The sequence below is a fragment of the Kitasatospora sp. NPDC023385 genome (genome assembly GCF_055664045.1).
Map to the genome: position 1 here is coordinate 215,969 of NZ_JBVOOL010000001.1, position 19,855 is coordinate 235,823.

14 protein-coding genes are annotated in these 19,855 nt (G+C 74.4%); 5 read left to right on the forward strand and 9 right to left on the reverse strand.

Going from position 1 to position 19,855, the window contains the following annotated elements; genetic code table 11:
• Nucleotides 1-254 precede the first annotated feature (254 nt).
• The 4 genes from AC0B61_RS00955 to AC0B61_RS00970 are packed head-to-tail and all read right to left on the reverse strand — an operon-like array spanning nucleotide 255 to nucleotide 4,936.
• Entirely contained in the window at nucleotides 255-917 is a 663-nt protein-coding gene (locus AC0B61_RS00955) for a GTP-binding protein (protein WP_471738451.1), read from the reverse strand.
• Entirely contained in the window at nucleotides 898-1,497 is a 600-nt protein-coding gene (locus AC0B61_RS00960) for a DUF742 domain-containing protein (protein ID WP_471738452.1), read from the reverse strand. Before AC0B61_RS00960 ends, AC0B61_RS00955 begins: the two co-directional genes overlap by 20 nt.
• A gap of 8 nt (nucleotides 1,498-1,505) precedes the next feature.
• On the reverse strand, nucleotides 1,506-1,925 hold the full coding sequence (locus AC0B61_RS00965; protein ID WP_471738453.1) for a roadblock/LC7 domain-containing protein: 420 nt from the start codon (nucleotides 1,923-1,925) through the stop codon (nucleotides 1,506-1,508).
• Nucleotides 1,922-4,936: a sensor histidine kinase gene (locus tag AC0B61_RS00970; protein ID WP_471738454.1), complete on the reverse strand. Its 3,015-nt coding sequence runs from the start codon at nucleotides 4,934-4,936 to the stop codon at nucleotides 1,922-1,924. Before AC0B61_RS00970 ends, AC0B61_RS00965 begins: the two co-directional genes overlap by 4 nt.
• A 760-nt stretch (nucleotides 4,937-5,696) precedes the next feature.
• On the opposite strand from AC0B61_RS00970, the gene AC0B61_RS00975 reads away from it, so the two are divergent.
• The 3 genes from AC0B61_RS00975 to AC0B61_RS00985 all read left to right on the forward strand — a co-directional run bounded on the left by AC0B61_RS00975 (nucleotide 5,697) and on the right by AC0B61_RS00985 (nucleotide 10,299).
• Nucleotides 5,697-7,523, forward strand: a complete 1,827-nt coding sequence (locus tag AC0B61_RS00975; RefSeq protein ID WP_471738455.1) for an AMP-dependent synthetase/ligase — start codon at nucleotides 5,697-5,699, stop codon at nucleotides 7,521-7,523.
• A gap of 261 nt (nucleotides 7,524-7,784) precedes the next feature.
• Complete coding sequence (locus AC0B61_RS00980) at nucleotides 7,785-8,960, forward strand: polysaccharide deacetylase family protein (RefSeq protein WP_471738456.1); 1,176 nt, start codon at nucleotides 7,785-7,787, stop codon at nucleotides 8,958-8,960.
• 463 nt (nucleotides 8,961-9,423) lie between these two features.
• The gene (locus AC0B61_RS00985; protein ID WP_471738457.1) at nucleotides 9,424-10,299 is read left to right on the forward strand and encodes a nitroreductase/quinone reductase family protein; all 876 of its coding nucleotides are present in this window, start codon (nucleotides 9,424-9,426) and stop codon (nucleotides 10,297-10,299) included.
• An 86-nt stretch (nucleotides 10,300-10,385) separates the two neighbouring features.
• Here the strand turns inward: AC0B61_RS00985 and AC0B61_RS00990 are convergent, their stop codons facing one another.
• The 3 genes from AC0B61_RS00990 to AC0B61_RS01000 form a co-directional block, all read right to left on the reverse strand.
• Nucleotides 10,386-11,183 (reverse strand): SGNH/GDSL hydrolase family protein, encoded by a 798-nt coding sequence (locus tag AC0B61_RS00990; protein WP_471738458.1) that lies wholly within the window; start codon nucleotides 11,181-11,183, stop codon nucleotides 10,386-10,388.
• A gap of 464 nt (nucleotides 11,184-11,647) precedes the next feature.
• A complete protein-coding gene (locus tag AC0B61_RS00995; protein ID WP_471738459.1) occupies nucleotides 11,648-12,310 on the reverse strand; it encodes a hypothetical protein in 663 nt (220 codons plus the stop codon).
• A 294-nt stretch (nucleotides 12,311-12,604) separates the two neighbouring features.
• Entirely contained in the window at nucleotides 12,605-13,753 is a 1,149-nt protein-coding gene (locus AC0B61_RS01000) for a hypothetical protein (RefSeq protein ID WP_471738460.1), read from the reverse strand.
• A 303-nt stretch (nucleotides 13,754-14,056) separates the two neighbouring features.
• On the opposite strand from AC0B61_RS01000, the gene AC0B61_RS01005 reads away from it, so the two are divergent.
• Both AC0B61_RS01005 and AC0B61_RS01010 read left to right on the forward strand, forming a co-directional pair.
• Complete coding sequence (locus AC0B61_RS01005; RefSeq protein WP_471738461.1) at nucleotides 14,057-15,226, forward strand: exonuclease SbcCD subunit D; 1,170 nt, start codon at nucleotides 14,057-14,059, stop codon at nucleotides 15,224-15,226.
• Entirely contained in the window at nucleotides 15,223-18,264 is a 3,042-nt protein-coding gene (locus AC0B61_RS01010; RefSeq protein WP_471738462.1) for an AAA family ATPase, read from the forward strand. Before AC0B61_RS01005 ends, AC0B61_RS01010 begins: the two co-directional genes overlap by 4 nt.
• A 27-nt stretch (nucleotides 18,265-18,291) precedes the next feature.
• Here the strand turns inward: AC0B61_RS01010 and AC0B61_RS01015 are convergent, their stop codons facing one another.
• Nucleotides 18,292-18,612 (reverse strand): hypothetical protein, encoded by a 321-nt coding sequence (locus AC0B61_RS01015; RefSeq protein WP_471738846.1) that lies wholly within the window; start codon nucleotides 18,610-18,612, stop codon nucleotides 18,292-18,294.
• A 9-nt stretch (nucleotides 18,613-18,621) separates the two neighbouring features.
• Nucleotides 18,622-19,689, reverse strand: coding sequence for a TetR/AcrR family transcriptional regulator C-terminal domain-containing protein (locus AC0B61_RS01020; protein ID WP_471738463.1), 1,068 nt, complete (start codon nucleotides 19,687-19,689; stop codon nucleotides 18,622-18,624).
• Between the last annotated feature and the right edge of the window lie 166 nt (nucleotides 19,690-19,855).

Sequence of the window (19,855 nt, forward strand, 5' to 3'; positions counted from 1 at the left end):
CGCGCCGACGGTGCTTCGCCGGATCGTCGAAGGCCGTCCGCCGATCGGCAACGCCCGTGCGAACGGGGCGTTTCCGGCGTTCCCAGCGCTCCCGACGGCATGGCCGGGCGGCCTTCGTCCACAGAGCCTTCCACGGCCGGGCCTGTCTAGGCAACCTTCCGGGCATCGACCGTCCGGGATGCGGACGACCGAATGAGACGTCGGCTGGAACACGGACCCGGAACGGGTGGCCCGCACCTGGATCGTCTGCCTGATCAGGCCCGGTCGGAAGCCCGGCCGGAGGCCCGGTGGCGGCGGGCGGCGGCGTGCTCGACCAGTGCGACGAGCAGGTCCTTCCCGTCCTCCCGCAGCCGGGCGTCGCAGAGCAGCACCGGGATGTCCGGGTCGAGGTCGAGCGCGTCGCGGACCTCGTCCGGTGAAAAGCGCTCGGTGCCCTCGAAGCAGTTCACCGCGACCACGAACGGAATGCCGCGCTGCTCGAAGAAGTCGACCGACGGGAAGCAGTCGGCCAGCCGACGGGTGTCGGCGAGGACCAGGGCGCCGAGCGCGCCGCGGGCCAACTCGTCCCAGACGAACCAGAACCGGTCCTGCCCCGGCGTGCCGAACAGGTAGAGCGCGAGGCCGGGCCGCAGGTCGATCCGGCCGAAGTCCATCGCCACGGTGGTGGTGCGTTTCGCCTCCACGCCCGCGGTGTCGTCCACCGGCCGGCCCAGTTCGCTGAGCTCCTCCTCGGTGCGCAGCGGCCGGATCTCGCTCACCGAGCCGACCAGGGTGGTCTTGCCCGCCCCGAAGCCGCCCGCGACCAGGATCTTGACCGCGGCGGCCGGACCGCCGCGCCACCGCGGGTCGTTGCTGTTCGCCGACCGGGACGCGGCACCGTCCGGGCGGGCGTGGTGGTCAGAGCGCACGGAGTCCATTGATCACGTCTCGCAGCAGGCGCTCGTCCGGCAGCTCGGCGAGCGGAACGGGTCGGGTGACGCTGATCAGGTCGGCGTCGTAGAGGTCGCCCAGCAGCACCCGCACCACGCTGACCGGCAGGTCGGTGAAGGAGCCGAGTTCGGCGACGGAGAGCGGCTCGCGGCGGCACAGGGCCAGCAGCGTCTGGTGTTCCGGATCGAGGACGTGCGCGGGCACGGCCCCGGCGCCCGGACCGGGCTCGGCGGCGGTGACCAGCGAGATCAGGTCGAACAGGCCCTCCTCGACCGGCCGGGTGCGACCCCGGGTCATCGAGAAGAGCCGCACCACCGGGCCGGCCTCGTCGTCGAACCAGCGGTCGTCGACCGGGGCGCGGGGCTGGAACAGGTCGACATCCGACCCGTCCAGGGCGTCCTGCGCTTCCTGGGCTTCCCGGGCAGTGCCCGCACCGGCCGAGGCGCCGCCACCCGGCGACGCATCCGCGCCCGCGCCTACGCCCGGCGACGCCCCAGCGCCGGTGGGCCCGGCCGTGCCCACCGGCACCTCCGGGCCGTCCGGCACATCCGCCTTCGGATCCGCCATCGGCCCGCTCATCTCCCCGGCGGGGCGGCTTCGGTACGCGGCTCGGCGGCCAGGTGCTCGCCGACCCGCTTGACCAGCAGGGCCATCTCGTAGGCGATCTGGCCGATGTCGGCCTCGGCGTCGCTCAGCACGGCCAGGCAGCTGCCGTCACCGGCGGCCGTGATGAACAGGAACGCCTCGTCCAGCTCGACCATGGTCTGCCGGACGCCGCCGACCTTGAAGTGGCCGCCGGCGCCCTTGGCCAGGCTGTGGAACCCGGCCGCGACGGCCGCCAGGTGCTCGGCGTCCTCGCGGTCGAGGTCGCGGGAGGCGCCGGTGGCCAGGCCGTCGCTGGAGAGGATCACCGCGTGCCGCAGGGCCGCGACGCGCCCCACCAGGTCGTCCAGGAGCCAGTTGAGGTCTCCGGACGGCTGCGTCGAAGTGGTCATGAATCAGTTCCTTCCGCTGGAGCGGGTGGTGCAGGTGATGCCGGTATTGCAGGTGATGCCGGCGGTTCAGGCGATGCCGGCGGTTCAGGCGATGCTGGTGGTTCAGGCGATGCCGGTGGTACGGGCAACCCGGGTGATCCGAGGGCCGGGTTCCGGTGGACCGGCTGCCCGGGCGACGGGCGGCGGACGAGCGGCGCCCGCCCGGTGTCCCCGGGCGCGGGCGCGGGCAGCGCTGCCGGGGCGGGCGCCGGGCTGATCGCCCGTCGGGACTTCTCCGGCGGCTGCCAGACCGGTACGGCGGTGAACCGGGCGTTCTCCCGGGCGGTGCGGTCCGCCGGTGCGGTGGCGCCCCGACCCCGGGTGAAGCCGCGCTGGAACGAGGCGAAGGTGGCCCGGGCCTCCTCGGGCGAGCGCTCCCGGACCTCGCGAGCGCTGCCCGCGCCCGTGCCCGTGTCCCTGGCCGCGCCCTCCCCGGTTCCGGTGCCCGGCCCATCCGCACTGCGGAATCGTTCCTTCAGCTGCTCGGTGAGCTGCTCCCTGAGCTGCGGCGCCAGGTTCGCCTGCCGGACCCGCCGGGGCAGGCCGCCCAGCGTCCGGGGCCCGGCCTCCGCCGGCGGCGCCTCGGAGGCTCCAACGGCCCCTGCTCCCTCGCCGACAGCGGCGGTCTTGGCGGCAGCAGTCTCGGCTGCTGCAGCAGCCGCTACAGCCTCCGCGGCGGCGGCCACCACCACGTCCTCCTGTCGGCGACGCCCCATCCCCGGCGTGTCCTCGGTTTCCGCCCCGGGCGCGGGGACCAGGACCGGCCCGCCCTTGACCCGGGACGCCCGACGCGGCAGTCCGCCCGGCGTCTGCCCCGCATCCGGCACGGAAGGCCGCGGCCCGCCCGTCACCCGGTGCCGGCCGGCCGCGTCGTCGCCGGCCCCCGCGGCACCGGAGAGCCCGGAGGAGGACCCGGGGAGGGTCCTGGCGGAAGGCCCGGCGACGGACCCGGACGAGGGTCCGGCCGGAGCCCCCGACGCGGCACCCGCCCCCGGCACCGCGGCCAGGTCCCGCTGCCCGCGCCGGCCACCGGCCGCCGACCGCCGACCGGCCGCGGGCGGCTCCGAGAGCCCGTCCGGCGCCTCCGCGAGCAGTTCGCGCGGGATCAGCACGACCGCCGTCGTCCCGCCGTACGGGGACGGCCGCAGGTGCACCCGGATGCCGTGCCGCCGGGCCAGTCGGCTGACCACGAACAGGCCCAGCCGGTCGGTGTCGGCGAGGTCGAACTCCTGCTCCACGGCGAGGCGTTCGTTGATCTCGGCGAGCAGTTGCTCGCTCAGTCCGAGCCCGCGGTCGTCGATCTCCAGCGCGAAGCCGTGCGCCACCACCTCGCCCTGGACGGTGACTTGGGTGGTCGGCGGGGAGAACACCGCGGCGTTCTCGACCAGTTCGGCGACCAGGTGGGTGACGTCCGCGACGGCGCTGCCGAGCAGGCCGGTGCCGGGGAACGGCCGGACGATCACCCGGGCGTAGTCCTCGACCTCACCGACCGCCGCCCGGACCACGTCCACCATCCGGACCGGCTTGCGCCAGGCACGCCCGGGCGAGCCGCCGGCCAGGATGATCAGACCCTCGGCGTGCCGGCGCATGCGGGTGGTGAGGTGGTCGACCTTGAAGAGGTCCTCCAGCTCCGCCGGGTTCTCGGTGCGGCGCTCCATGGTGTCGAGCAGGGTGAGCTGCCGGTGCAGCAGCACCTGGCTGCGCCGGGCCAGGTTGACGAAGACCGCCGAGACGCCGCGGCGCAGTTCGGCCTGCTCGACGGCGGCCTCGACGGCGGCCCGCTGCACCGCGTTGAAGGCCTGGCCGACCTGGCCGATCTCGGCGTCCCCGAAGTGCAGTCCGGGCGCCTCGGTGGCCACGTCCACGGGCTCGCCGCGGCGCAGCCGCAGCATGACGGAGGGCAGCCGGGTGCCGGCCAGCTCGTTGGCCGCGTTGCGCAGGCCGATCAGTTCTCGGACCAGGCCCCGGCCGATCCGGAACGAGATCGCCACCGACAGGACGACCGCCACCAGGCCGATCGCACCGGCGATGCCGCCGCGCCAGAGCATCCCGATCGAGGTGGACCGGGCCCGCTGGTCCAGCCCGGTGGAGATCCGGCTGTTGATCGAGGCGAGGTCGCCGAGCGCCCGGTCGGCGGTCTGCCGCCAGGAGTCGCTGTTGAGTGCCTGGGCCACCCGGTCGGGGCCGCCGGCTCCGACGAAGTCCGCCTCGGCGCGGGCCAGTGCGCCCCAGGCCTCGCCGCCGCGCAGGGCGATGTAGTCGGACTGGTCGGCGGGTTCGAGCTCGGCGACGTAGACGGTGAACAGCGCCTGCTGGTTGTGCAGGGCGTCCAGCGCGACCTGGTACTGCTCGGCGGTGGGCTTGGCGGCGCCGGAGCGCAGCCCCTCCATCGCCGCGTCCTCCTGCGACAGGTACTCGCGGGCGCGCACCAGCTCGATCAGGATCGTTCCCTGGCGCGGGAGTTGACCGGTCTGCCGGGCCACGTAGGCGGAGCGGAAGCCGAACACCGGCTTGACCAGGTCGCTGTACTGGTCCAGCGCGAACTCCCAGTTCAGCGCGGCACGGCCGACCTGGGCGCGCAGCGGGCCGAGCTGGTCGGCGGCGGCGGTGATCTGGACGAAGCGGCCGCGCTGCGGGGTGGAGAGCTTGCCGCCCGCGCTGTCCTTCTTCTGCCGCAGCACGTCCAGGCTGCGGTCCGTGATGGCCTTGGCGTGCTCGTAGGCGTCCCGGGCTACGGGCGAACGCGGATCGGCCAGGCGCTGGACGGCGGCTCGCCGCTCGTTCTGCAGATCGGTGGCGTACTGGTCGACCGGGCCCGCGAACTCGTTGTACGTACGGCTGATCCTCAGCTGGTTCCAGACGTCCCCGGTGGTGGCGATCGCCGCGTACGCCCACAGGGCGATGAGGGCGACGATGGGCACCAGGAGCAACGCGATGATCTTCGCGCGGATCGAGCTGCTGCGCAGACGCATGGAGTCCTCGGTCGGGAAGTGCCAGGCGCGGACGGGGAGGGTGGGCGCGGCGAGAGCGGCGACACGCCGTGTGGACGGTGCAGACGGTGGGGGCAGTGGGGCGGTGGGGCGGTGGGGCAGCGGGGCGGGCGGTGGGGGCAGTGGGCGTGGCGGGGGACGGTGATGAGGGGTTCGGAAGGGGCTCCCGGCCACAGGTCTGCGCGACTCTACTACGCCCTGACCACTCGTTCGAGGGTCCAACCGGTCCGCTTGCCCGCCTTGCCCCGCACACGTCAGGAACCGGTCGTGATCAGCTCCGCCTCGCGACCGGATCATCCCTTGATGCCCGGAATGACCGGCAGTACGGCGCCTGCGGACCTGCCGCCGACGCCCTTCCGACGGCCTTCCGACACCATTCCGGCAGTCCTCCCACGCCCCTTCGCGCGCTTCCGGCCCCTCCCTTCCTCCTCCCTGCATGCTCGCTGCGTACTCCCTGGGCTCTTCCTGGGAGCTTCCTGAGCCTCCCGCGCCCCTCCCCTCCGTCTTTCCCCCTCCTTCCCGCCTTCTTTCCCCCGTCTCCGCGAGTCCTCCCCCGCGCCTCCCCGATAGCGACACCATCCGACCGGACCGGTGCCGATCTCGTCGCGTCACCGCCACAACCCTGGGAAGTGCCAGGCCGATCCGATAGTTTCGCTCCACCCGCGCAGCCCGGGCTCCGCCGCCCCGGCGACCGGAAGCCGGGCCGGCAGACGGCGCCGGGAAACGCGAACGGGGGAGGGCTGTGCGCGAGTTCACCACCCCCGCCCCGGCCATGCCCGAGGCCACCGGGGGACTCGCCGACTCCCTGTACGACACCGCCGAGCGCACCCCCGACCTGGTCCAGCTGTCCTGGCGGGCGGCCGACGGACAATGGCAGGACGTCACCGCCCGCGAGTTCCGGGACCAGGTACTCGCCCTGGCCAAGGGCCTGCTCACCCACGGCGTGCGCTACGGCGACCGGGTCGCCCTGATGTCCCGCACCCGCTACGAGTGGACGCTCTTCGACTACGCGCTCTGGTCGATCGGCGCGATCACCGTCCCGGTCTACCCGACCGCCGCCCCCGAGCAGGTGCGCTGGATCCTCGCCGAAACCCAGGCGGTGGCGTGCCTGGTCGAGGACGAGGACGCCGCGATGACCGTCGGCGCGGTCTGCGACGCCCTGCCCGACCTCACCGGCATCTGGCAGTTGGACCGCGACTGCGTCGCCGCGATCACCGAGGACGGCCACGACGTGCCGGACTCCCTGGTGCACCGCCAGCGCCTCGGCGTCACCGCCGGGAACATCGCCACCGTCGTCTACACCTCGGGCACCACCGGCCGCCCCAAGGGCTGTCTGATCACCCACGCCAACCTCGCCGCCGAAGCCGACGCGCTGCTCGCCGGCTGGGGCGACGTCCTGCGCGACACGGGCGGCACGCAGCCCGGCACCCTGCTGTTCCTGCCGCTCGCCCACGTGTACGGGCGGGCCGTGCAGATCGCCGCGATCCGCGGCGGCTTCCGGATCGGTCACGTCCCCGACGTCTCCACCGACGCGCTGCTGCCCGCGCTGGAGAGCTTCCGGCCGACCTTCCTGCACGCCGTCCCGTACGTCTTCGAGAAGATCTACCAGCAGGCCCGGCGGGCCGCCGAGGACGCCGGGCGGGGCGAACTCTTCGAACAGGCCCGGCTCGTGGCCGTCGACTGGGCCGCCGCACGGGAGCAGAAGTCCTTCGGGCTCGGCCACGGCCCGAGCGCCGGACTGCGGCTACGCCACCTCGCGTACGAGCGGACCGTCTACCCGAAGCTGCGCGCGGTGCTCGGCGGCCGGGTGCGCAGCGTGATGTGCGGAGGCTCCTCGCTGCGCCGCGAGTTGGGCCTGTTCTTCACCGGCGCCGGCCTGCGGCTGTACGAGGGCTACGGGCTGACCGAGACCTCCGCCGCCATCACCGCCAACCCGGCCGGGCGGCAGAAGCTCGGCACCGTCGGGCAGCCGGTCCCGGGCGCCTCGGTGGCGATCGCCGACGACGGCGAGGTGTGGGTGCGCGGCGGCACGGTCTTCAGCGGCTACCTCAACCACCCGCAGTGCACCGCCGACTCGCTGGTCGACGGCTGGTTCGCCACGGGCGACCTGGGCCGGCTGGACCAGGACGGCTACCTGACCATCACCGGCCGCAAGAAGGACCTGATCGTCACCAGCAGCGGCAAGAACCTCGCCCCGGCGGCACTGGAGGAGCGGATCGAGGCGCATCCGCTGGTCTCCCAGTGCCTGGTGGTGGGCGACGACCGACCGTACGTCGGCGCCCTGATCACGCTCGACCCGGCGGCGCTGTCGCACTGGCTGAAGACCCGCGGACGGGAGCAGCTGGACCCGTGGGCCGCACTCGCGGACGAGGAGTTACACGTCGAGATCCAGCGCGCCGTGGCGGCCGCGAACACGGCGGTGTCGCGAGCCGAGTCCATTCGCGCGTTCCGGCTGCTGCCGCGGGAGTTCAGCCAGGAGCAGGGTCTGCTGACGCCCTCGCTCAAGCTACGACGGGCGGCCGCCGCGGAGTACTACGCGGAGGACATCGAGGAGCTCTATCTCGCCTGAGTTCACCTCCGGCTCTGCTCCATAACTACTTTGACGGTCCGTCTTATCACCTGCTGCGCACGCACAGTGGCGTTCCGGTTCACCTGCCGTTCCCTTGACGGGCCGATTGGTCCAGTCCATTGTTGCTCTTCGGTCCGAGTGCGGCGCACCAGCACCTCCCCCGCCACCGCCCCTCCGGGAGCGCCCCGGTTCCACGGCCCCGATCCCGCCCACGCCCTTCCCACGGGCGCCTCCCCCACACGCTGGAGTCCTCACGTGCCGATGTCCACGCGCCTGTCTGCTCGCCCGTCCACGCGCCTGTCCGCGCTGGCCGCCTCCGTCGCGCTGCTCACCGCCCTCGCCGGACCGGCCGCCTCCGCCTCCGCCACGAGCGCCGCGCCCGCCCCAAACGCCGCAAGCGCCGCAAGCGCCGCGAACGTCAATCTGGCGACCAACCCCGGCTTCGAGGTGCCGTCACCGAGCCTCGCCGACTGGGGCAGCATCCCCGGCTGGAGCTGCACCGGCGGCCCGGCCGAGGCCGCAGTCACCACCACCGCCCCGCGCTCCGGCACCTCCGCGCTGACCGTCACCCCGGCGAACGCCGACTCCACCGGCGAGTGCGCGCAGACCGTCTCCGTCCAGCCCGGCACCACCTACACCGCCTCCGCCTGGGTGCGCGGCGCCTTCGTCTACCTGGGCGCCACCGGCACCGGCAACGACGTCGCGCCCGACTGGACGGAGAGCACCGGCGGCGGCTGGCAGCGACTGACCACTCGCTTCACGACCGGCCCGACCGCCCGCAGCATCCGCCTGTACGTGCACGGCTGGTACCAGCAGGGCCCGTTCTCGGTGGACGACGTCCGGGTGGACGGCCCCGCGCCGGCCCCGGCGGTCGCGGCGGGCTCCGTCCCGACCACCGACAAGGTCGTCTTCCTCACCGTCGACGACGGCTGGCAGCGCACCCCCGAGGCGGAGCACTTCATCGCCGACCACCGGCTGCCGATCACCGCCTTCCCGCTGCCGATGCCGGCCGGCGCCGACCCGGCCTTCTTCCAACGGGTCACCGCCGTGCCCGGCTCCTCGATCCAGGACCACAGCGTCTCCCACTCGGACCTCAGCACCCTCCCGGCGGACCGGCAGCAGGTCGAGATCTGCGACGCCCGCGACGCCATCACCCGCATCTTCGGCACCCCGCCGGCGGTGTTCCGCCCGCCGTACTTCACCTGGAACGCCGACACCCTGCAGGCCGCCGCAGACTGCGGCATCCGCACCGTGCTCACCGCCGACGCCGACTTCAGCTGGGGGGCCTCCAACATCTGGCACCCGGGCCTGCTGCAGCCGGGCGACATCGTCCTGATGCACTGGACCGACACCCTGGCCACCGACCTGCAGCGCGCCCTGGCCGCCGCCGACGCCGCCGGCCTCAAGCCGGCCGGCCTGGCCGACTACCTGCACTGACCCGACGCGCCACGACACCGGCCGTCACCGACCCGACGCGCCGCCGCCCCGGAAGGAGCGGCGGCGCGTCGCCGTCTCCAACCGCGTTACCCAGGAGGCGAGTTCATCCCGCCAGGTGAGCGGGCCCACTGTGAGCCGGCCTGCGCCAGCGCCGGGCCAGGACCGTCCTTCCCCTCCCCCTTCGAGCCCATCCCCTCTCGTAGGTGAGCGATCACGCTCGTTGACAGCCCGTCCGCCGCGCGGCTCTAATGGGGGCGTGCAGCGCGGCGTCGGCCACAGAGCAGTGGGCCGGCCGACAGCCGAGCGAGCACCTTTCCGAAGGGACCACGCGCGATGAGCACTCTCTCCGCTGCCCTGATCTGACGCCAGGCGGTCACCGCGGTGTCCGCGTGCGCGATGCGCCACCTGCCGTCACCGCGTGTGGCCGCGACTCCCTTTCCGATGGAGACTCCACCACACACGCATGCCCATGTCTTTCAACCTGAATGTCATCGAGGAGTTCCGCGCCAACGGCGGTCGGGTCGGCGGCCCGTTCGAGGGCGGCGACCTGCTGCTGCTGACCACCACCGGGCCCCGGTCCGGGCGGCCGCACACCGTGCCGCTCGGGTACGTCCGAGCGGAGGGGCTGCTCCTGGTCGTCGCCTCGGCCGCCGGGGCGCCGGAACACCCCCAGTGGTACCGCAACCTGCTCGCCCACCCGGTGGTCCGGGTCGAACTCGGCACCGAGGCCTTCGACACGATCGCCGTACCCGCCGAAGGCGCCCGCCGGGAACGGCTGTTCGCCGCCGTCGTCCGGAAGGCGCCGGGGTACGGCGACTACCAGGCGAACACCGAACGCGAGTTGCCGGTCGTCGTCCTGGAACGGCCCGAACCCCCGTCCGACGGCCGGACACCGGTGGTGCGCAGTCTCGCCGACAAGCTGCTGGAGGTGCACACCTGGCTGCGCGACCAGTTGCGCCACATACGCGAGGAGGCGCACGCCCACACCCCCGGCCGACCGGCCGGGCTCGGTCTGCAGCTGCGACAGCACTGCCTGGCGTTCTGCGACGGGCTGACGCACCACCACACCGGCGAGGACTCCACGATCTTCCCCGCCCTCGCGCGCAACCACCCGGAACTGGCCGAAGTGCTGGCTCGGCTCGACGAGCAGCACCGGGCCATCGGGCGGATCAAGGAGGAACTGGTGGCGCTGCTGGCCGGGATCACGGTCACCGAACCGGATCGGCTCCGCGCCGAGCTGGACCGGATGTCCGCCGAGCTGGAAGCCCACCTCGACTACGAGGAGGCGGAGCTGCTGCCGGTCCTCGCCGGCATCCCCTTCCCGCCGTCCGGGCGCTGACGCGGGCGCTGCCGCCGTCTCCTCCACGTGTCCGTGGAGGGGACGGCGGCAGCCGCACTACGGCGGTGTCGGGGTCCGACGGGCCGTTACGACTGCGAGAAGACCGGCAGATAGCCACCGGCCTGGCCGGCGGCCTTCGGGTGGTAACTCTCGTCGACCGGCAGGGTGGTGCTGTTGAGCCAGGTGGTCAGGTTGCCGCAGATCTCGTGGCCGGTGAAGGTGCTGCGGACGTCGCCGAAGGCGAAGCCGGCGTTGGCGGCGCGCTTGGCGAGGACGCCGTCCAGGGTGTCGGCGGCACCGTTGATGGCGGCACGCTTGGTGTCGCCGATGCCGAAGATGCAGCTGCCGCCGACCTTGTAGATGTGCGGGTAGCCCAGCACGACGACGTGGGCGTTCGGGGACTTGGACTTGATGGCCGAGTACACGCTGTCCAGTTGGCCGGGCAGGGTGTTGAGCGCGTAGTTCTTGGCGGTGTCGACGGCGTTGAGGCAGTCGCTGTCCGAGCCCAGGACGCAGGTCTGCATCGTGGCGGCGAAGCCGGCGTCGTTGCCGCCGACCGAGATGCTGACCAGCGAGGTGCCGGAGTCCAGGGCCGAGATCTGGCTGTTGAGGACGTCTCCGGTTCTGGCACCCGAGCATGCGACGAACTTGAAGGAGGAGGGCGAGTGGGCGTTCTTCCAGAGGTACGGGTACGCGTTGGTGCTGCGCTTACAGCTGCCGCTGTCGCTCAGGTAGCTGCCGGCACCGACACCGGAGGAGTACGAGTCCCCCAGGGCCACGTAGTTGACACCGGCTGCGTTGGCGGACGACGCGGTGAAGAGCGTCGTCATCGTCAGACCTGCCGCGATGACGGCGATGGAGAGGGCACGGGCGGAGCGGATCATCACACCTCCAGGTAGGGCGTGGAGTGGCGCGGGTCACAGAAGTGATACCAGCCAGTAGCGGAACCCGGAAGCGGTCATGCCAAGGATATTGACGGACCGTCGGACGGCGGAGCGGTGAACTGCCGCCGACAGCCAGTGAGTCACCGCTGGTCAACGCAAGTGCGATGTGACGCGCGTAGTACCGTGCGCGCGGACCGGCAACTTTCAGAAATTCAGGGCTGAGTAAGCCTGGAGTTAATGTCCGACCATCGTTGAGTCAGTTTCGACGCCGGCCGACCGTGGGAACCAGAGCGCAGCGACGGGCGCGAGAGGACCGGGGCGGGCGCGAGCAGACGCGAGCGCGCGGCGGTCGGCGGTCGGCGTCCGGCGAGAGGCGGGAGACGGCCGGCGAGAGGCGGCCGGACGTCGAGGCGCCGGACCTCGCTCAGGGGCCCAGGGCACAGCCGTCCGCCGCGCGTACCGCCTCAGCCCCGCGCGCCCGGGTAACCGCCCCCCAGGTAACCGCCGCCCGAGGCCGGGTACACGGGGCCCGGGGAGATCGCGCAGCCCTCGACCGGCAGCTCCTCGATCGCCTCGTTCGCGGCTGCGGGCACACCGAGCCAGCGCACGGCGGTGGCGACCGCCGACCGGGCCTGGCGCAGCCCGGGCGCGCCCCAGCCCAGCAGCTCCACGGCGAGCCCCGGCGCGACCAGCAGCCGCCGGTAGTGCCGGCCCGAGGCCGGGTCGGGCGCGCTCGGCCCGACCGCCCGCAGCCCCGCCGCCATCCGGACCCGCGCGCACTCGTGGCCGCCGTTCGCCGAGCCGACCCGGTCGTAGAGGTAGCCGAGGTAGTACGGCCGGCCGATCACCGCCTGTGCCTCCTCGGCGGCCTCCCGGGCCAGGGCGGCCGCCGGATCGCCGGCGTCCTCCGGTTCCAGGGAGCCGCCGGGCAGCGAGCAGATCCCGTCCCTGGGGTTGACCAGGGTCAGCACCCGCCCGTCCGGTGCGAACAGCCACCCCCAGGACTGCTTGACGGGCAGCCCGTCCGGCACCTGTTCGCCCGGCCGCCACGGCCAGCCCGCCGTGGGGCGACGCCGCACCTTGCCGAGGAGTTCGGCGATCTCCGCGCTGTACTCGATCGCGCTCATGCTCCCGCCTCGAGGCGCTCGGCAGAGACCTCACCAGGGGTGTCCGCCTGCACGCACCTCCCGGCGCCGAGCTCGCTCCGCGCGCTCATGCGTCCCCCCTCTCGCTGTCGGGCTCGCCGGACCGGCGGTGCGCGGAGGGAGCTGCAGGGCGCGGTACGGAACGGAGCGGCCGGAGCGGCGGCGTGGGGTACCGCGCGCTCCTGCTGTTGATCTTCTCCGAATCTTCCCCGAACAGGCGGTCGATGAACAGTCCCCAGCGCCGCATGGCGGATGCGGAGGCGGTGAACGCCCTGATCATCCCAGCGGCTCACCCCCGTCCCTGGGGGCCGGGACACCACCGCCCCGGGGGCCCGGAAACCCGGGCAGCGGGAACCCCGGGCGCAGGTCGACCCCGGGCGGGAACGGCAGGCCGCGCGCGGCGTCGTCGGCCAGCTCGTCGAACACCTCGTGCGCGGTCATCGGCCGCAGCCGCCCGTCGGCCAACGCCCAGCCGCGCACACCCGGCCGGACACCCCCGGGCGCCGCACCCTCGGCAGGGGGCCCGGCCTCGCCACTCGCCGACGGGTCGCCGTGCAGCAACAGCGCCCCCACACCGCCGGAGGCGACGCCCGCCGCCAGCGTGACGCAGAACGCCTCGGTGTCCCGGCCCGCCGGGTACAGCCGCCCGTCCTCCACGCAGACGTCCACCGCCGACGTCAGCTCCTCGCCGTCCTCGGGGCCGTGGCAGCGCAGCGTCAGCAGGTGGCAGCCCTCCCCCGCGCCCTCGGCCAGCGCGAGGTACACCGACGTCACGTACCGCATCACGGCCGCCATCCGGCGCTGCCCGGCCGGGTCGCCGCCGACGGCGTCCAGCAGGGCCGCGCAGGCCACGGACAGCCGCACGCGCGCCCGGTGGTCGTCCAACAGCACCGGCAGCAGGTCGGCCAGCCGCTGCCCCGCGTAGACGAACGGCTCCCCGGCCAGCTCGGGATCGCCCGCGTAGGCGACCCGGGCGGCGGACGCCCGGGGATCGAGGCCGAGCGCCTCGCAGTAGTCCTCGAAGTCGTTCGCCTCCAGGACCCTCAGGTGCACCTCCAGGCCCTGCCGGTGCAGGGACGTCAGCTGCTCCTCCACCCGCAGCAGGTACTCCCGGTGGCCGAGCTCGCCGAACAGCCCGTACCGCGCCAGGCAGGCGAAGTCCCCGGCCCGGACGGCCAGCGCCACCGCGACCGGCTCCGGCGGCGGCGCGCCCCGGGCCCGTCCACCGCGCCGCGCCCGCGCGCCACCGCCGTCCGCGCGCCCGCCCGGCGGCCGCACGCCCCCGGGCGGCGCCGCCCCGCCGGGCCCGCCGACCGGCGCCCCGCCGACACCCGCACCCGGCCTCCGCCCGGCCAGCGCCAGCACCCGCCGACGCCGCCCCGCGACGCCCACCACCTCGCGCACCAACTCCCGCACAGCAGCCATGGCTCCTCCTGTCCCTCACTCGCCCGACACCCGACGGAGCCGGCCGCCCCGAACGACGGAGCCGCCGACGTCGAGGAACATACACAGAGCCACTGACAATGCACTCCAGGTAATCGAACGTCCGGGCTGGGAAGGGCCGTCGAGCCGCCGACACCTCCTCCATCTCCGCTGCACCTCCCCACCCCCTACGACACAGCGGCAGCGGCAATAGCAGCCGTCCGGGACCACTCCCGAGTCCCGTGAGACGCACGCCTCCACCGATCCGGGCCTCAGTGTCAGTGGTGCGCGTTAGGGTCGGGGACCATGCGACTGCTGCATACCTCCGACTGGCATCTCGGGCGTTCGTTCCACCGGGAGAGCCTGCACGACGCCCAGCGCGCCTTCCTGGACCACCTGGTGGAGGTGGTCCAGGCCGAGCGCGTGGACGCCGTGCTGGTCGCGGGGGACGTCTACGACAGGGCTCTGCCGGGGCTGGAGGCCGTCGCGATGTTCGACGACGTACTGCACCGGCTGGCGGACCTCGGCGTGCCGACGGTCTTCATCAGCGGCAACCACGACTCGGCCCGCCGGCTGGGCGTCGGGGCCCGGCTGATCGGCCGGGCCGGGGTCCATCTGCGCACGGATCCGGGCGAGTGCGCCACGCCCGTGGTGCTGGCCGACGAGCACGGTCCGGTGGCGGTGTACGGGCTGCCGTACCTGGAGCCGACGCTGGTCCGCGAGCGGTTCGGGCTGGCCAAGGGCGGGCACGCGGCGGTGCTCGGCGCAGCGATGGCCGAGGTGCGGGCCGATCTCGCGGCGCGCCCGGCCGGCACCCGGGCGGTGGTGCTGGCGCACGCCTTCGTCACCGGCGGCGCGCCGAGCGACAGCGAACGGGACATCGCGGTCGGCGGCGTCGCCTCGGTGCCCGCCTCGGTGTTCGACGGGGTGCACTACGTCGCGCTCGGCCACCTGCACGGCTGCCAGACGCTCGCCCCGCACCTGCGCTACAGCGGCTCCCCGCTCGCCTACTCCTTCTCCGAGGCGAAGCAGCGCAAGACCATGTGGCTGGTCGACCTCGCGGCCGACGGCTCGGTGGCCGCCGAGCGCGTCCCGTGCCCCGAGCCGCGCCGCCTCGCCACCCTGCGCGACACCCTCGACGCCCTGCTCACCGACGAGGCGTACGCCGAGCACGAGCAGTCCTGGGTGCAGGCCACGCTCACCGACGCGGCCCGCCCGAGCGAGCCGATGGAGAAGCTGCGCCGCCGCTTCCCGCACACCCTCCAGCTGCTGTTCGATCCCGAGGAGAGCGAGGCCGAGCCGTCCCGCTCGTACGCGGCGCGGGTGCGCGGCCGCGCCGACATCGAGGTCGCCGAGGGCTTCCTGCGGCACGTCCGCCCCGGTGCCGAGCCGGGGCCGGACGAGCTCGGCTGGCTGCGCGAGGGCTTCGAGCGCGTCCGGGAGACCACCGACCGGAAGGCGGACCTGCCCCGATGAGGCTGCACCGGCTCACCGTCTCCGCTTTCGGCCCGTTCGCGGGCACCGAGACGGTCGACTTCGACGCGCTCGCCACCGGCGGGCTGTTCCTGCTGCGCGGTGCGACCGGCGCCGGCAAGAGCAGCGTGCTGGACGCGGTCTGCTTCGCCCTGTACGGCGAGACGCCCGGTGCCCGCCGGGCCAACCGGCTGCGCAGCGACCACGCCGATCCGAAGCGGCTGACCGAGGTGCGGCTGGAGTTGACCCTCGGCGGGCGGCGGCTGCAGATCACCCGCCTGCCGGAGCAGCGGCGCCCGAAGAAGGTCGGCGCCGGCACCACCGTCGAGCGGCCCCAGACGCTGCTGCGCGAGTGGATCGCGGACGCGGGCGAAGGCACCCCGGGCTGGCACGGGCTCAGCAAGTCGCACCAGGAGGCCGGAGAGGAGATCCACCGGCTGATCGGCATGAACCGGGAGCAGTTCTGCCAGGTGGTGCTACTGCCGCAGGGCGACTTCGCCCGCTTCCTCAAGGCCGACTCGGAGGAGCGCGGCAAGCTGCTGCGGCGGCTGTTCGACACCGAGCGCTACCGGCACGTCGAGGACTGGCTGGCCGAGCAGCGGCGCGCACAGGAGGCGGCGGTCCAGGCCGGCCGGCGGCGCCTGCGCGACCTCGCCAGCAAGGCCGAGCAGGCGGCCGGCCCGGACGCCGAGCCCGCCGAGGGCTGGGTGCCGGCCGAGGACTCCGACACCGGGTTGACCGCCGGGGTGCTCGGCTGGGCGGCGGTGCTGCGCAGCGGCGCGGCCGAGCAGTCGGCCGTCGCCGAGGCCGCGCTCGCGGGCGCCGAGGCCGCGCAGCGCGCGGCCCAGCGGCAGCGCGAGGCCGCCGAGGAGCTGGCCGGGCGGCAGCGCCGACACCGGGAGGCCCTGGCCCGGGCCGAGCGGCTGGCCGAGTTCGAGGCCGCGGCGGCGGAGGACCGGCGAAGGCTGGCGGCCGCCCAGGACGCGGTCGGGGTGGAGTCCGCGCTGCGGCTGCGGGAGAGCGCGGCCGAGGCCTTCCGGCGCGCGCGGGAGGCGGAGCGCCGGCACCGCGCCGCACTGGCCGCCACGCCGGGCGACGAAGGCCGGGCACTCGAGGGGGCCGACGCCGCCGAGCTCGCCGAGGCCGAGCTGCGGCTGCGGGCCGAGGTGGTCCGACTGGAGGCGGCCCGGGCGGAGGAGCGACGCTGCGCCGAACTCCTCCGGGAACAGCGCTCCTTGACGGCGGACCGGAGCGCCGCCGAAACGCTGGCCGAGGAGGCGGAGGACTGGCTGGCCGAGTTCGAGGGCGAGCTGGCCCGCCTGGAGGAGCAGCACACCGCCTCCCAGGCTGCGACCGCGAAGGTCGAGCAACTGGACGGGCAGCGCGCCGAATTGACGGTCCGCCTGGGTGCGGCCCGGGAGCGCGACGCCCTGGGCGCCGAGATCGAGGCGGCCGGACCGCGGGTCGCCGAGCTGCGCACCGCCGCGCTGGACGCCCGCGAGCACAGCCTGGACCTGCGTGACCGACGGCTGGCGGGCATGGCCGCCGAGCTGGCCGAGCAGCTGCGGACGGGCCAGGCCTGCCGGGTCTGCGGCTCCCCCGAGCACCCCGCGCCCGCCGAGGCCGCCCCCGGCAGCCGGGTCGGCGCCGAGGACGAGGAGCGGGCCCGCCGGGCCCAGGCCGTCGCCGAGCAGGCCTGGACGGAGGCGGAGCAGGCGCTCACCGCCCTGCGGGTGCGCGAGGCGACCGCCGCCGGAGCGGCCGGGCCGGACGGTCCGGACGTGCTCGCGCAGGCCCTGGCCGAGCTGGAGCGCGAGCACCGCGAGGCCCGGCACGCGGCGGAGGCACTCGGCCGGGTCGAACAGCAGATCGCCAGGCTGTCGCAGGACCGTGCCCGCCGCGGCGACGAGCTGCGCGAAGCCAAGGAGCGCACCGCCGTCCTCACCGACCGGCTGCAGGCGCTCGACACCGAACAGGAGGCGCTGACCACCCGGGTGGCGGCCGCCCGCGGCGAGGCGGCCACGGTCGCCGACCGGGCCGCGGGCCTGGCCCGGCTCACCGAGGAGGTGGCCGCCGCGGCCGCCGCCGCCCGGGCCCGCGCCGAGGCGGCCGCCAGGCTCGACGAGGCCGAGGCCGAGCTGGGCAAAGCCGCCTCCGCCGCGGGCTTCGCGGACGCCGGGGCGGCGCTCGCCGTCCTGCTGCCCCGCGAGGAGCGCGAGCGGCTGGAGGCCCGCCTGGAGCGGCACCGCGCGGAGACCGCCGCCGTACGGCGCGAACTGGCACTGCCCGAACTGGCCGAGGCCGCGACCCGTCCGCCGGTCGACCTGTCCGGCGCCTCCGCCGCGCTCCGCGAGGCCACCGACCGGCTCGGGCAGGCGCACGCGGCCCGGGCCGCGGCCGGTGAACGGTGCGCGGCCCTGGCCGCGATCGGGCAGCAGTTGGCCGGGCTCGCCGCCGAGCTGGCCCCGACGTTGGACCGGTACGGGCGGATCAACCGGCTCGCCGCACTGGCCGCCGGCACCTCCACCGAGAACCGGCTGCGGATGCGCCTGGAGTCGTACGTCCTCGCGGCCCGGCTGGAACAGGTCGCGGCGGCGGCCAGCGACCGGCTGGTCCGGATGTCCGGCGGCCGCTACACCATGGTGCACAGCGACGACCGGGGCGCCGGCAACAAGCGCTCGGGCCTGGCCCTGCGGGTGGTGGACGCCTGGACGGGCACCGAGCGGGACACCGCGACCCTCTCCGGCGGCGAGAGCTTCTTCGCCTCGCTCTCCCTCGCCCTCGGCCTGGCCGACGTGGTCACCGACGAGGCGGGCGGCATGCCGCTGGACACCCTGTTCATCGACGAGGGCTTCGGCACCCTCGACGAGCAGTCCCTGGAGGAGGTGATGGACGTCCTCGACGGCCTGCGCGAGCGGGACCGCGCGGTCGGCATCGTCAGCCACGTCGCCGACCTGCGCACCCGTATCCCTGCCCAACTGCTGGTCCACAAGGGGCGACGCGGCTCGACCCTGGCCCTGGCCGGACGGGAGCACACATAGCGGGGGCGGGTCGGTCCCGAGGCGGTATCAGCCCGAGCAGGCGATCCGCTGCGCCTGCTGCCAGGCGCACACCGGGCACAGCGTGCTGCCCGGCTGATCGGCGGGCAGTTCGGTCGGCTCGCCGCACAGCACGCAGTCGGCGCGCGGGCCGGTCGCCGTCCGGTCGCGCCGTAGTGCGGCCTCGGCGTCGCCGTCGGGGGCCAGTTCGCAGACCGCCGCGGCCCCGCTCGGGGAGCCTTCCGGCGAGGCTCCCGGGGTGGCTTCATCCCGCTGCTGGTTCGCCCGCTCGTCTGGCCGCTGGTTCGCCTGCTCGCTGTTCGCCTGCTTGTCGGTCTCGGTGTGGCTCATGCCGCCTTCCTACTCCGCCCCTTCGCCCTGCCGCAAGGCGGCCCCGGGCCGAGCCTCGCCGCGGGCCGCCTCGATCATGCCCGCGACCCCGTCGAGCAGCCGCGCCAGCCCGAGCGCGAACAGCGCGTCCAGGTCGAGGTCGTAGCCGTCGCCACCGAGCGCCTCCACCGTGCGAGCGAACACGGGGTGCCGGTTCCCCTCGACGAGCGCCGCCAGGACGGGGCCGCGCTCGTCCATCCACTCGTCCTCGGTCAGCCCGGTATCGGCCTCGGCCTGGGCCTCCCGCTCCAGGTGCACGGCAACGCCCTGGACATGGCAGTAGAGCAGGACGTGCAGGTCGAGCATGGTCGCGGCGTCCAAGCCGTGGCCGTCCAACGCGGCGAGCGCCCACTCGGCGTGATCCATCAACGCGGGCATCATCAGCGGGCGGGTGAGCGCGCCGACCTGCGCCAGCCAGGGGTGCCGACGATGGATCCGCCACAGCAGGTGAGCGCCGGACTCCAGCCGCGCCCGCCACTCCCCCGGCGGTTCGGCCGGATGCGCCTCCTCCCCGAAGGCCGCGTCGGCCATCAGCAGCACCAGGTCGTCCTTGCTCGCCACGTAACGGTAGGTGGACATCGCGGCGACACCGAGCCGGGCCGCGACGCTGCGCATGGAGAGCGCGCCGAGCCCCTCGCGGTCGGCGATCTCCATGGCGGCCCGGACGATCCGCTCCTTGGTCAGCTCCTTGGTCAGCTCGACGGACGGCCCGGGGACGGGCGAGGGGCCTGACGGCGATGCAGGCGCGACGGCCCCGGCGGGCGCCGGCACCGCGGACGCCGCCACCACGGTGCCCACCCGGGGCCGGGTCTCGACCAGCCCCTCCAGCCGCAGCGTCGTGAGCACCTTGGTGGCCGTGGCGAGCGCCACGTTCCACTCCCGGGCGATCCGCCGCGTGGACGGCACCGGATCGCCCGGCGCGAGCGCGCCGTCGGCGATCCGCCCGGCGATCTCGTCGGCGATGCGCCGGTACGGCGGGGCGGGGGTGGGGGCGGGGGCAGATCGGGAAGGCAGGGCTGGGGCGGGCACGGCGGGCATACGGCGAACTCCATCGTGTGATGCGGATCTCATTCCGCAGCGACCAAGCCTGTACTAGTTCAGACGCTACCAGCGCCGTCTCCACAGGAGGTACTTCTGCACTAGATCAGATGAGGGAAAGCCCCACTTGGCGGCCCTGCGCGTACGCCGTACATTCTGCTCGCGT